Genomic DNA, 13,310 nt, shown 5'->3' with positions numbered 1-13,310 from the left:
GTACGTGCTCCTGAAGCGAGGGGGACCGGACGCGCAACGAGCATAGTCGGGGCGTACCAGGCCCTCGGACCGGGCAGAACGCAGCCGGGGCCGCCTTGTCGCCAAGCTCACGTGTCCAGCAGCACGGGCGGGCCACTAAAATTCGAGTTACTTAACGGTAATTAGCGAGATCACCCCAGCTTCGTGGAGCGTGAGAGACCTTGGCCGGATCGGCTGACTTCGACCTGTACCGCCCGTCGGAGGAGCACGCCATGCTCCGCGACGTCGTCCGCTCACTGGCCGAGGCGAAGATCGCCCCGTTCGCCGCCGCGGTGGACGAGGAGGCCCGCTTCCCGCAGGAGGCCCTCGACGCGCTGGTCGCGAACGACCTGCACGCGGTGCACGTGCCCGAGGAGTACGGGGGCGCGGGCGCCGACGCCCTCGCCACGGTCATCGTCATCGAGGAGGTGGCCCGCGCGTGCGTGTCCTCCTCCCTCATCCCGGCGGTGAACAAGCTGGGCTCCCTGCCGGTGATCCTCTCCGGCTCCGAGGACCTGAAGAAGAAGTACCTCTCGCCGCTGGCCAAGGGCGACGCGATGTTCTCGTACTGCCTCTCCGAGCCGGAGGCGGGCTCGGACGCGGCCGGCATGAAGACCAAGGCGGTCCGTGACGGCGACCACTGGATCCTCAACGGCGTGAAGCGCTGGATCACCAACGCGGGCGTCTCCGAGTACTACACGGTCATGGCGGTCACCGACCCGACCAAGCGCTCCAAGGGCATCTCCGCCTTCGTCGTCGAGAAGTCCGACCCGGGCGTCTCCTTCGGCGCCCCGGAGAAGAAGCTCGGCATCAAGGGCTCCCCGACCCGCGAGGTCTACTTCGACAACGTTCGCATCCCCGCGGACCGCATGATCGGCGAGGAGGGCACCGGCTTCGCCACCGCCATGGCGACCCTGGACCACACCCGCATCACCATCGCCGCCCAGGCCCTCGGCGTCGCCCAGGGCGCGTTCGACTACGCCAAGGGCTACGTCCAGGAGCGCAAGCAGTTCGGCAAGCCCATCGCCGACTTCCAGGGCATCCAGTTCATGCTGGCCGACATGGCCATGAAGATCGAGGCCGCCCGCCAGCTGACCTACGCGGCCGCCGCCAAGTCCGAGCGGGGCGACAGCGACCTCACCTTCCAGGGCGCGGCCGCCAAGTGCTTCGCCTCGGACGTCGCGATGGAGGTCACCACCGACGCCGTCCAGCTCCTCGGCGGCTACGGCTACACCCGCGACTACCCGGTCGAGCGCATGATGCGCGACGCGAAGATCACGCAGATCTACGAGGGCACGAACCAGGTCCAGCGGATCGTCATGGCGAGGAACCTGCCCTAGCCCGATCCTGGGCAGAACGCCGGCCTGAGAGCGGCCACTGACCTGCGCAGACAACACAGCCCCCGGCGCGCTGCCGGGGGCTGTCGTCGTGGTCAGCCCGCCGGTACGGCGGCGAGGTCACCCGCCGTCGAGCGGGCGCGCCGGCCGTCCCGCAGGGCAGCGCCCAGCTCCGCCGCGCCCTTCTCCAGGATCGACGCGGTCGACGCCGGCAGCGTGGTCGACGGCGACACGCCTCCGCCCGACGAAGGCGGTTCGCTGCCGACTGTGCCCGTACCCGACGGGGGCGGGCCGCCGCCCGTGTTCGGATCCGACGGGGGCGGGCCGCCGCCCGTGTTCGGATCCGACGGGGGCGGGCCGCCGCCCGTGTTCGGATCCGACGGGGGCGGGCCGCCACCCGTGTTCGGATCCGACGGGGGCGGGCCCGGAAGGGAGACGCAGTTCGACCTGCCGGACTCGGCCGCGCCGTTGATCGCGGTCACGCAGAACTCGAAGTTCCAGTAGCCCGGGAACAGGAAGGCGATGCCCCGGCCGGTGTCCTCGGTGACGTACTCGTCGGACGTGAAGGCGCCGCCCTCGGTGACGTTCCGTACCCAGACCCGGTATCCGGCGGCCTCCTTCGAACCCTTCCAGTCCAGTTGGACGGTCGTCGGATCGACGGCCCTGACCTTCAGGTCCGTCGGCCTGGGCGGCGTGCCCGCACCGACGGTGACCGAGCGGGCCACGCCGGGCATGCCGCCGCCCGCCCGGTTCCAGGTGGCCACCGCGACGAGGTAGTGGTGGCCGGGTTCCAGACCGTCGACGTGCGCGGACCTCCCCTTGACCGCCGTGCTCCGGAAGAACGCGCCGGGGGTGTCCTTGTCCCAGAGGACGATCTCGTAGCGGTCGATCGTGTCCGTGTACGGGCCCTTCGGGGCGTCCCAGGACACGTCGACGCCCGTGGCGGTGGCACGGGTGACGATCTTCTCGGGCGGGGCCGCGGTCCTGGGGTCCGCGACCGCGCTGACCGTCGGGGACCACGCGGACGTGCCGTCGTCACCGTTGTCGGTGCGGACCTGGTACTCCCACTTCCAGCCGTCCATGGTCCAGGTCGTGTCGAACCGGTTCGTCGCGACCGGCAGCTCGCTCCACACGGCGCTGCCCGCGATCCGGCTGCGGACGGTGTAGCCGTGGGCGCCGAAGACCGGCTGCCAGGTCACCCTGATCCCGCTCGGGACGGCCTCGGCGACGAGACCGGACACGGCGGGCGTCGGCCGGGCCGGGACCGTGCGGGGAACGTCGGGCACGAACCTTCCGATCCCGAAGCGCCGGTGCAGGGTCTGCTCGAAGGCTCGCGCGATCTGGAACTCGCCCAGGGCGTTGGGGTGCAGACCGTCGTACGCCGCCGGACACGCATCGGGGGCGCAGTCGTACGAGCCCGCCCAGTCGACCGGCTCCACCCGGGAGGCGGGGGTGCTCCAGGACGGGATCGCCCTGGCGAGCATGTCGTTGTACGCGGCGGTCGTGACGGGCAGGTCCTCACGGCCCCCGATGGCGGACCGCTGGGGGACGTCGGCCACGGCGAACCGCAGGTCGGGTTTGGCGGCCCGCGCGTTGTCGACCAGGGTCTTCACGCTGTCGAGCGTGCCCTGGGCGCCGCTGACGAACCACCCCATGTCGTTGAACCCGAGGCCGACGAGCAGCAGATCGGGCTTGTACTGCGTGACCATCGAGCCGATCAGCTTCTTGTCCTGGGCCGCCTGGCGCCCCCAGACCGCGAAGTGGTCGCTGTCGAAGTCCTGGTCCACCCCGGCGGCGTACCGGCCCGAGACGGGCGGGTTCTCGTCGGAGGGGTGGGCGGGCTCGCCCTGGAGCGGCGGCACGGGGGGACCGACGGGGTCGGGGTGGTTCTTGGTCCCCTTGTACGGGCCGACGAAGTCGACCTCGACGTGCTGGCTTTTGAACCACTGCCACAACCGGTAGCGCCAGGTCCAGTCGCCCTCGTCGCCCTGGGACATGGAGTCGCCCACGACCATCACCCGCAGGGGCGTGGCGGTGCCGCCGATCCCCCGTAGCCGTTCGAGGGCCTCCAGAAGCTTCGGCCCCATCCCCTCCATGCTGCCGGCCATGAACGTGAGCACGTTGCCGAAGGCCTTGATCCTGGTGGCGAAGTTCCGCAGGGAGACCTGGATCCGCGTGATCAGGGAGGTGGTGCCGGCAGCGGCCCAGTTCATCAGCTGTCCGGCGAAGGCCCCGCCGACCGCGCCCCACATCGCGACGGCCAACGCCTCCTTCCAGACCTCGGCGTCGCCGAGCGACCTTCCGTCGAAGTAGGCGTTCATCAGCTCGCCGACGAGCGCGCCGAGCGCGCCGCCCACGGCTCCGCACACCGGGGCGGCCGCGGGCGCCCCCACGTTGAAGGCGAGCAGGCACACCGCCGAGGACGCGATGGTGATGCCCAGAGAGACGCCGGCGGCGATCCACTTCTGCCACCAGTTCGCCGCGGTGCCGATGTCGCCCGCCGGGGCGATCAGCACGATGCTGTCGTCGACGGCGTGCACCTGCCCGTCGAAGTCGAGGCCTCCTCCCTGGGGCGGGTAAACCCCGACGCTGTCGCGCTGGGCGCGCTTGGTGAACGACTCCGCCAGGCTCATTCCCGCGCGCTGGTCGGCCCGCGTCTCCTCGACCAGCGTCCTGATCAGGTCGCGGGTCTGCTGGCGGCGTTCCGGCACGTGGAAATCGAAGGCCATGACGAGGTCGTCGTCGCTCTTCGCGAGCGGGCGAAGGGTCCCGGCGTCCTGCGCGCAGCCCATGCGCAGGGTCACGGGCCCGCCGTCGCCTGAATCGGCGGTGAAGGAAGTGGCATGTGTGGCACACGCCTCGGCCGGCGCGGCCTCGGGGCCCTGGGCTGCGGCGGGTTCGGCGGACGTGGTGAACATCAGCGCCAGTGAGACCAGCAGAACCAGTAATCCGTCACTCACGGAGCGTCGCGCCCCGCGTCTCTTCCGTAACACTCCTGAAGTGCGCACGTCGGCGCTCCCTTCGAATTCCTTGAGGGCGGACACCGGCAGGCGCGTGAAGCAGCGCTTCTCACGGGCGTTGCGCCTGGCCGCGGGCCCTGGATCGGCAACGCTGGCGATCTTTCCGCGAGAGCGGGCCGCCCCACAACGAGCCCTGAGCGCAAGAAAGAGGGCAGCACCGGGCGCGCTCGGACCGGGGAAGCGCGAGGGCCCGATGGCGGGGTGGGCTGACAAGGCGTACGACGGAAGGGCAGGCGCGGGGTCCGCGCGTGTGGGTCACCCCATGGCGGCCGAGATGTGCGGGCTGTGCGCCAGGGCGTGCGACCTGTGCGCCGAGGCGTGTATGTCCGTGCCCGGCGATCAGCAGATGATGCGCTGCGCCGAGGCCTGTCGCCGCTGCGCCGACATGTGCCGTGCGATGGCGGGCGCGACGATGTGAGCCGCCCGTACGCGACCGAGGGCGCCCCGGGGAATCCGGGGCGCCCTCGATGACGTGGAGGCTCAGTTGCCGGAGACGGTCACCTTCTCGTCGTTCTTCAGCTCCTTGACCAGCTGCTGCACCTTCGCCTTGTCCCAGACGAGGTTGCCGCCGGCGGAGCCGGAGATCGGCATGTTCATCGACTTGCCGTCGCCGCCGCTGACGCCCTTCATCGCCCAGAACATCGACCCCAGGTCGTACAGCCCCATGTCCTTGTCGACGATCAGGGAGTCCAGGCCCGCGCCCATGGTCGGGTAGAGCTTGAACGGGTTGAGGACCGTGCCCGGGGTGGCGACCTGGTTGGCGAGGGCGGAGAGGAACTTCTGCTGGTTCTTCGTGCGGTCCAGGTCGGAGCCGGCGAGCGCGTAGCGGGTGCGGACGAAGGCGAGGGCCTGCTGCCCGTCCAGGGTCTGCTTGCCCTTCTTGAAGTCGGCGCCGGACTTGGTGTCCTTGATGTCCTGCGGGATGTCCATCTCCACGCCGCCGACCGCGTCCACGATGTTCGCGAAGCCGGCGAAGCCGATCTCGACGTAGTGGTCGATGCGCAGGCCGGTGTTGAACTCCACGGTGCGCACCAGCAGCTCGGGGCCGTCCTCCGCGTACGCCGCGTTCAGCTTCACGTGCCGGCCGGTGCCCTTGTAGGTCTTGCCGGAGTCGGAGCCGACGAAGGACGGTATCTCCACGTCGGAGTCGCGGGGCAGCGAGACCAGGGTGTCGCCGTTGGAACCGGTGTGCAGGATCATCATCGAGTCGGTCCGCTTGCCCTCGGCGGAACCGGTGTGCAGCTTCTTCTTGTCCTCGGCGCTCATGCCCGCGCGGCTGTCGGAGCCGACGATCAGGTAGTTGGTGCCCTCGCCCGCCTCGGGCCGGTCGATGACCTTCGACAGGTCGACCTCGCGCTGCAGCTTGGAGTCGGCCCAGAAGTACGTGCCGACGGTCGTCACCACCAGCACGGTGACGAGGCTGATCGCCGTCAGCTTGATGCGGCGCCGCCAGTTCGGCGCGGGACGCGGGTCGCTGTATCTCCCGGGGGCGCCGCCGTCGGAGCCGCCGCCTCCGTAGACCTGGCCCGTGTTGTAGCCGCTGTCGTACCCGGTGTTCCTCGCGTTGGTGTAGTCGCCGTATCCCTGTCCGTCGACGTACGACGGCTGCTGCGGGACGCCGGGGCTGTTCGGCGGGGCCGCGGGGCCCCGGCGGACCTGCCGCATGACGCGCGCGCTCTCCGGCTGTGCGTTCGCGCTGCCGCTTCCGTACCGGTTGCCGCGGTCGTCGTCCGACCATCCCTCGGGCCACTCGTTCATGCGGACCAGTGTGCAGGGCACAGCGGTGTGCCTTACAAGGGGCGTCGGAGAATCAGGGCCCCGCTGTTGCCAAGCTGACACAAAATCCCGGCTCGTCCGCCTCGGCATAGGGTGGAGGACATGACAGACCAGGTCACCGCAGTGGACTCGGGCAGCTCGGACATCCCGGGTAAGCCCACGTCCGCGTCCCGCACCACGCTCAGCCACATCATGACGCACAACGACACCAACCTGCTGGGGACGGTGCACGGCGGGGTGATCATGAAGCTCGTCGACGACGCCGCGGGGGCCGTGGCCGGCCGGCACTCGGGCGGGCCCGCCGTCACGGCGTCCATGGACGAGATGGCGTTCCTGGAGCCGGTCCGTGTCGGCGACCTCGTCCATGTGAAGGCGCAGGTGAACTGGACCGGCCGGACCTCCATGGAGGTGGGCGTGCGGGTGATGGCCGAACGGTGGAACGAGTCCGCCCCGGCCACCCAGGTCGGCTCGGCCTACCTCGTCTTCGCCGCCGTGGACGCCGACGGCAAGCCGCGCCGGGTGCCGCCGGTCCTCCCGGAGACCGACCGCGACCGGCGGCGCTGCCAGGAGGCCCAGATCCGCCGCACCCACCGGCTGGCCCGCCGCCGCGCGATCCTGGATCTGCGCGCCCGCCGGGCCGCAGAGGGCTTCGAGGACTGACACACCGGTGGACGGCCGGTGAGCAGGCCCCCAGGGGCGGGCCCGCTCAGGAGCAGTCCACCTCGTCGCCCCGCATCACTCTCGACTCGCCCGGCCCGGGGGTCGTGCCGCGCACCTTGCGGACCTCGCGGAAGTCCGTGCCCACCGTCACCTTCAGGGTGGGGCCCAGTCCGGGGACGGGCCGCAGGGCGCTGCCCGGGAGGGCGGCGGACAGGGAGCGGGCGGAGCGGTCCCAGCGGGGGTCGTAGCTGATGACCGTCCGTGTGACGGCCCGGTCGGGGGCGGGGGTCGGACGGCCGGTGGCGCGGAAGCCGGTGGCCGCGAGCTCCCGGTCGACCCGTTTGGCCAGGCCCGGCGTGGGCGTGCCGTTCTCCACCTGGACGCTGATCTCCTGCGGGGGTACCTCGACGGAGGCGACCGGGGAGGGGGGCGCCGGCGCGGCCGTGGCGAGCGGCTTGTCCTCGCGCAGCAGCCGGAAGAGGCGCTCCGCTTTGGCGGTGTCCCACTTCAGGGTCGAGCCGATGCCCTTCACGACGTGTCCCATCTCACCGACCGGGACGGTCGTGAACTCCGAGGAGGCCGGGGAGAACGTGCGCATCGCCCGCCCGAGGCCGAGCAGCTCGTCCGCGCCGAAGTCGCGGTCGGCCCGCACGGAGCCGAGGGCGGCGCGGGCCACGTCCCGGAACTTCAGCGGGTTGAGCAGCAGGCCGGAGGAGGTGGCGCGGTCGACGAGGGCGGCCAGGAAGCGCTGCTGGCGTTTCATCCGCCCGAGGTCGGAGGCGGCGTCGAGGTGCCGGGAGCGCACGTACTGCAGGGCGGCGCCGCCCGTCAGGGTGTGCGTGCCGGGCGGGAGGTCCAGGCCGGTGTAGGTGTCCTTCAGGGGGCGGGTGGTGCACACCTTGACCCCGCCGAGGGCGTCGACCGTCCGCATGAAGCTGGTGAAGTCGATCTCCAGGTAGTGATCGATCTTCACCCGGGTCATGTGCTCGACCGTCCGCACGGTGAGCTGTGGGCCGCCCTCCGCGTACGCCGCGTTGATCTTGAGAGGGTGCCCGTGGTGCGGGCGGCCGCTGAGCTGGTCGACGTGGGCGGGCGTCTCGGCGTACGAGTCGCGCGGCAGGCTGACCACGCTCGCCCGCTCCCGGTCCTCCGAGATGTGCAGGATCATGATCGTGTCGGTGCAGTGGCAGGGCGTTCCGCCCAGCCGGTAGCGCCGGCGCTGCGCCTCCGAGACGCGGTCGCGGCCGTCGGTGCCGACGAGCAGCACGTTCATGCCGTGACCGGCCTGCGGGCGGTTCTTCATGTCCTTGAAGGCGTCGACGCGGACGATGTTCGCGTCGAGGCTGCTGACCACCGAGTGGCCGATGCCGGCCGAGGCGAGGATCACGACCGAGAGGGTCGTCGCCGCCCGCATGGCCCAGCGCGGGCGTCTGCGCCGGACGGGCGAACGGGCCGCGCGCCGCGGGGGCTGCGGGCGGCGTGCGGGCCGGGAGGCGGGGGACCGGGGCGGGGTGGGGGGCATGCGGGACACCTCCGGGCTGCGGCCGTACGAGGGGGAACCGTGAGCACCGTAGGCCCATACGATCTGTAGCCCGGTGCACCGCCACCGGCGGGGCGCACCGGTGTCCCCCGTTCGCGGTAACGTGAGGGCCCTATGAACGCCAAGTCCGACGTGCAGCTCCCCGCCGTGTCCGTCATCATGCCCGTCCTCAACGAGGAGCGGCATCTGCGCGGAGCCGTCCAAGCGATCCTCGCGCAGGAGTACGCCGGCGAGATGGAGGTCGTGATCGCCCTCGGTCCGTCCACGGACCGCACGGACGAGATCGCCGCCGAGCTCGTGGCCGAGACCGCGTCCCTGAGCAGCAAGCGGGTGCACACCGTGCCCAACCCGACGGGCCGTACGCCCGCCGCGCTCAACGCCGCGATCAAGGCCTCCCGGCATCCGGTCGTCGTCCGGGTCGACGGGCACGGGATGCTCTCCCCGGACTACATCGCCACCGCGGTGCGCCTGCTGGAGGAGACCGGCGCGCAGAACGTGGGCGGGATCATGCACGCCGAGGGCGAGACCGACTGGGAGCGGGCCGTCGCCGCCGCGATGACCTCGAAGATCGGCGTCGGGAACGCCGCGTTCCACACCGGCGGCCAGGCGGGTCCCGCCGAGACGGTGTACCTCGGGGTGTTCCGGCGTGAGGCGCTGGAGCGGCAGGGCGGCTACAACGAGGAGTTCATCCGCGCCCAGGACTGGGAGCTGAACTTCCGTATCCGGGAGGCCGGCGGGCTGATCTGGTTCTCGCCCGAGCTGAGGGTGTCCTACCGGCCGCGGCCCACCGTGCGGGCTCTTGCCAAGCAGTACAAGGACTACGGGCGCTGGCGGCACGTCGTCGCCCGCTACCACGCGGGCTCCATCAACCTGCGCTACCTCGCCCCGCCGACGGCGGTGTGCGCGATCGCCGCCGGTGTGCTCGTCGGCGCTCTGGTGACGCCGGCCGGTTTCGTGATCCCGGCCGGCTACCTCGCGGCGATCGTCGCGGGATCGGCGCCGGCCGGGAAGGGCCTGCCGCTGAAGGCGCGGTTGCGGATCCCCGTGGCCCTCGCCACCATGCACATGTCGTGGGGGTACGGCTTCCTGACCAGCCCGAGGGCGCTGGCGAGGAAGGTCATCGCCTCCCGCCGCCCGGCGGTCCTCAGCACCACCCAGGTGCCGTGACGGGCCCGGGCTACCAGCTGTAGGCCGGGTCCACGTGCATGCACTGGCTGGTGTCGGCGGCGTTCATCGCTTCCGCCGACGTCGGCGTGTCGTCGTCCTCCTCGGCCTTCTCCTCCGCCGCGGGCGGGGTGTAGGCGGAGCCGGAGCGCCAGTCCGCCCCGACGAAGAGGGTGACGCCGGTGACGTCGGTGGACCTCTTCACCTGGCTCGTGGGGATGCCGAGCGCCTTGGCGACCCGTTCGGCGTCGCCCTGGAGGTCGGCGCTCGGGTAGCGGATCACGGTCTGCTTCTCGGAGGTGGCCGTGGAGGTGTCCGCGACCGCGCCGGTGAAGCCCTTGCCGGCCAGCAGCTGGGTGACCGTGGCCGCCCGTCCGCGGGCCGCTGCCCGGCCGTCGCCTCGGGTGCTGTTGTGGACCTGCACCGCGATGTCGCCGTCCGGGGCGGCCGTGTCGGCGACCGTGGGCGAGGGGCTCGCGGTGGTGGCGGCGGGGGGCTTCTTGACGTCCTTGCCGTCGAGGGCGATGTCCTCGCGCACCAGCCGGAACAGCTTCGCTGCGTCCTCGGTGGGCACGACCCGGGCGCCTGAATAGCGGTTGGGCATCGTCGTCATGGTGATGCGCTCGGTGGGGACCTTCTGCAGCTCGGTGGCCAGGTCGTACATCCTGGTGATGGTGTCCAGGCCGTCGTCCACGGTGATCGCCTCGGTGGCGGCCTCGGCGAGCTTGCGCAGCGCGTTCGGATTGGTCAGCTTCGCCTCGGAGCGCAGCTGACGGACCATCGAGTTCATGTACATGTGCTGCGCCTTGGCGCGGGCGAGGTCGGTGTCGTCCTCGAAGCCGTAGCGGGTGCGCAGCCACTGCAGGGCCTGGCGGCCCTTGACGGAGTGCGTGCCCTCCGGCAGCCGCAGGCCGGAGCCCTTGCCGTCGCGGGTGTGCGAGTAGACGCTGGCGTCGACGCACACCGGGACGCCGCCGATGGCGTCGGCCATCGACACCACCCCGGAGAAGTCGATCATCATGAAGTGGTCGATGTGGATGTCGGTGAGCTTCTCCCAGGTGGCCACGGTGCAGCCCGGCCCGCCGCGCCCCAGCGAGACGTTGGTCATCTCGTTGTTCAGCGCCGCGTACTCGCGCCCGTCGTCGGGGTCCGTGCACTTGGGGATGTCGAGCAGCGTGTCGCGCGGCATGCTGATCACCGACATGTTGCTGCGGTCCGCGGAGACGTGCAGCAGCATCTGCACGTCGGCGAGCGGGGGGCCGTCGAAGGTGTCCTTGGCGCCGCCGAGCTTCCGGTTCTCGGCGGTGTTGCGGGCGTCGGAGCCTATGAGCAGGATGTTCAGCGGTTTCTGCCCGGCGGCGTTGGCTGTCGGCTCGGCCGCGCGGTCCTTGGCGTCGCCCAGGTTGAGGTCGTCGCTCTTGATGTTGGCGTTGAGATGCTCGTAGTAGAGGTATCCGGCCCCCGCGCCGCCGAGTATGACGACCGCGAGGAGCGTCGCCGACCAGCGCAGCACGCGGCGTCTGCGCCGTCTGCGGTCGGGGCCGCCGGCGGCTCTGGGTCCGCCGCCGTCACCGTCGCCGTCGTCCCCCCGGCCGCCGCCGTCGTCGTCCCCGTCCGCTTCGGCGGGAGCGTCCCCGGCCGCCGTCTCGCGGCCGCCCGTCGCCTGCCCCCGGCCGTCCCCCGCCGCGACGTGGTCCGTCACCCCCGCCTCGGCCGTCGCCTGCTCGGCCTCGGCCGTGTCCGGCCGCACACTGCTCCGCGCCACTTCCCCTGCCCTCCCCGCCCTGCGCCTGACACGGGCCCCTCCCGCGTCAAGTCAGACGCACGACGGGGCCGCAGGGTTACCTACTTGGCGCACTTGACCTTGTCCGCGGTGGACTTCTGGACCGAGTCCGGCACCTTGGTCGGCGTCGTGAGCGAGACGCCCGCCCCCTTGAAGTCCTTGCCGAGCGTCAGCGTCATCGTCGGCAGACCCTGGGCGTTCTGGACGCTCCTGCCCGGCTTGAGCGCGGCCCCCGACAGCCCCATCACGGCGGCGAGCTTGCGCGCCTGGGGGGCCTGGTCGGGCGCGTACTCGAGCGTCGTCGTGCCGAGCGGCGCGGGGGCGTTGCCCGCGTTCTCCGACTTCGTGATGCCCTTGGTGTTCTGCAGCCAGGTCAGCGTCTCCTGCGCGCTGCCGGCGGGGGCCCCGCCGTTCATGACCTGCACCCGCACCTCGGAGGCCGCGGACTGGGTGCCCTTGAGCCGGGCCGCCGCGGCCGCCGCCGCCGCGTCCTTGGAGGCCTGCGCCTGCTGTTTCACCTCGGTGAACGACACGTCGTCGCGGATCATCTGGAAGACGGTGGGGGCGGTCGACTCGTTGAGCACGACGGTCGCCTTCACCTTCTCCGCCGGGTTGTCGACCACCGGGACCGTGGCGAAGGTCAGGTTCTCGGTGTTGAGCTTGCCCAGCTCCAGCCCCAGGTCCTTCAGCTTGTCGATGCTCTTGAGCTGCCTGTCGACGGTGAGCGCCTTGGTGCCCGCCTCCGCCAGCCCGATCATCTTGCTGGGGCTGGTGAGGGTGTCGTTCGACTTCAGCTTGCGCATCAGCGAGCTGAGGAACTGCTGCTGGATGTCGATCCGGCTCAGGTCGCCGCCGAAGCCCACCGAGTGCCGGGTGCGCACGTACGCCAGCGCCTGCTCGCCCTCGATGACGTGCGTGCCCTTGGGCAGCTTCAGATGCGAGTCCGGGTCGTCGATGTCCTTGGCCAGGCACACCTCGACCCCGCCGACGGCCGTGGTCAGCGTCTTGACCGCGTTGAAGTCGGCCACCATGAAGTTGTCCGGGGTGACCCCGGTCAGCTCGGTCACGGTGCGCATGGTGCAGCTGGGCGTACGGCCGTCCTGGCCGAGGCTGGTGTTGAAACGGGCGTTCCGCGTGCCCGGGATGACCTTGGTGGAGCCGTCCTCCTGCTCGGTCTGGCAGTCCGGGATGTCCACCACCAGGTCGCGCGGGATGCTCAACGCCGTCGCGTTCGTGCGGTCCTTGGAGACGTGCAGCAGGATCGTGGTGTCGGCGTGGCCGACGCTGCCCGAGTCGCCGTAGCCCTCGTTGCCCGAGCCGGTGCGCTTGTCGGTGCCGATCAGCAGGAGGTTGATCGCCTTGTCCTTGCTGAAGCCGCCGGTGCTCGCGCCGTCGTCGGAGAGGGACGTGATGTTGCCGTTGAGGTGCTCCAGATACAGATAGGCCGCGCCCGCGGTGCCCACCAGGACGAACGCCATCGTCCCGCCGGTCCACAGCAGGACCTTCTTCGCCTTCGACTTCCGCACCGGCCGGCGCCCGCGCCGGTTCGGCGGCTCCTCCGGCGCACCGCGGCGCCGGCGCGGCCCGGGAAGCTGCTCCGCGAGCTGCTCCGAGCTCTGCGGGGCCTTCCGCTCCGGCGCCTGCGTACGGGCGCGGACCGCGCCCGCGGCTCCCGCCGCGCGGGAGGCGGATCCACGAGGTCCGGGCACCGCCGACTGCGGTGCGGAATGACCCAGTCGCAGTTCGTATTCACCGGTGTCCGGATTGAGCACCCACTGGTCTGCGGGATCGATGTTGTCCGCCCGCCCACGGCCTTGCGCGTCCACGGTTGTCCGAATCCTCCGTCGGGGCCACGCGGCGCCTTCCCCCCTCAGAGGCGCTCGGGTCTCGGTCACACAGTGCACGACCCCAGGACGGTCCTCTGGCCCGGTGCACCGGATCGCTCACACTATCCGCCCAGTTCAGCGTCGGGCGACGGCGGTGACAAATTCCACGTCCACACAACCGGGCAA

8 protein-coding genes and 1 pseudogene are annotated in these 13,310 nt (G+C 71.3%); 4 read left to right on the top strand and 5 right to left on the bottom strand.

All coding sequences use genetic code 11. From position 1 onward, the window contains the following. The first annotated feature begins 200 nt into the window (after positions 1 to 200). Positions 201 to 1,358: an acyl-CoA dehydrogenase gene (locus ACIOC0_RS13105; protein ID WP_402155112.1), complete on the top strand. Its 1,158-nt coding sequence runs from the start codon at positions 201 to 203 to the stop codon at positions 1,356 to 1,358. 92 nt (positions 1,359 to 1,450) lie between these two features. On the opposite strand, the gene ACIOC0_RS13100 is transcribed toward ACIOC0_RS13105, so the two are convergent. Continuing rightward, a complete protein-coding gene (locus tag ACIOC0_RS13100; RefSeq protein WP_402155111.1) occupies positions 1,451 to 4,315 on the bottom strand; it encodes a fibronectin type III domain-containing protein in 2,865 nt (954 codons plus the stop codon). A gap of 319 nt (positions 4,316 to 4,634) precedes the next feature. Between ACIOC0_RS13100 and ACIOC0_RS13095 the strand changes: the two are divergent. After that, a pseudogene (locus tag ACIOC0_RS13095) lies at positions 4,635 to 4,793 on the top strand (four-helix bundle copper-binding protein); the annotation flags it as partial. 62 nt (positions 4,794 to 4,855) lie between these two features. On the opposite strand, the gene ACIOC0_RS13090 reads toward ACIOC0_RS13095, so the two are convergent. Then, positions 4,856 to 6,133, bottom strand: coding sequence for an LCP family protein (locus ACIOC0_RS13090; RefSeq protein WP_402155110.1), 1,278 nt, complete (start codon positions 6,131 to 6,133; stop codon positions 4,856 to 4,858). A 120-nt stretch (positions 6,134 to 6,253) separates the two neighbouring features. Here ACIOC0_RS13090 and ACIOC0_RS13085 point away from each other — a divergent pair, with 120 nt between their 5' ends. Beyond that, on the top strand, positions 6,254 to 6,811 hold the full coding sequence (locus ACIOC0_RS13085) for an acyl-CoA thioesterase (protein ID WP_351098378.1): 558 nt from the start codon (positions 6,254 to 6,256) through the stop codon (positions 6,809 to 6,811). A 46-nt stretch (positions 6,812 to 6,857) separates the two neighbouring features. Here the strand turns inward: ACIOC0_RS13085 and ACIOC0_RS13080 are convergent, their stop codons facing one another. Beyond that, positions 6,858 to 8,333: an LCP family protein gene (locus ACIOC0_RS13080; protein WP_402155109.1), complete on the bottom strand. Its 1,476-nt coding sequence runs from the start codon at positions 8,331 to 8,333 to the stop codon at positions 6,858 to 6,860. 132 nt (positions 8,334 to 8,465) lie between these two features. On the opposite strand from ACIOC0_RS13080, the gene ACIOC0_RS13075 reads away from it, so the two are divergent. After that, positions 8,466 to 9,518: a glycosyltransferase family 2 protein gene (locus tag ACIOC0_RS13075; protein WP_402155108.1), complete on the top strand. Its 1,053-nt coding sequence runs from the start codon at positions 8,466 to 8,468 to the stop codon at positions 9,516 to 9,518. Between the two features lie 10 nt (positions 9,519 to 9,528). On the opposite strand, the gene ACIOC0_RS13070 is transcribed toward ACIOC0_RS13075, so the two are convergent. Together ACIOC0_RS13070 and ACIOC0_RS13065 are read right to left on the bottom strand one after the other, a co-directional pair. Further along, positions 9,529 to 11,280, bottom strand: coding sequence for an LCP family protein (locus tag ACIOC0_RS13070; RefSeq protein ID WP_402155107.1), 1,752 nt, complete (start codon positions 11,278 to 11,280; stop codon positions 9,529 to 9,531). Between the two features lie 80 nt (positions 11,281 to 11,360). Beyond that, positions 11,361 to 13,124, bottom strand: coding sequence for an LCP family protein (locus ACIOC0_RS13065; protein WP_402155106.1), 1,764 nt, complete (start codon positions 13,122 to 13,124; stop codon positions 11,361 to 11,363). Between the last annotated feature and the right edge of the window lie 186 nt (positions 13,125 to 13,310).

The organism is Streptomyces sp. NPDC088254 (assembly GCF_044740925.1).
GTDB lineage: Bacteria > Actinomycetota > Actinomycetes > Streptomycetales > Streptomycetaceae > Streptomyces.
This window is presented reverse-complemented; position numbering and strand designations above follow the sequence as displayed.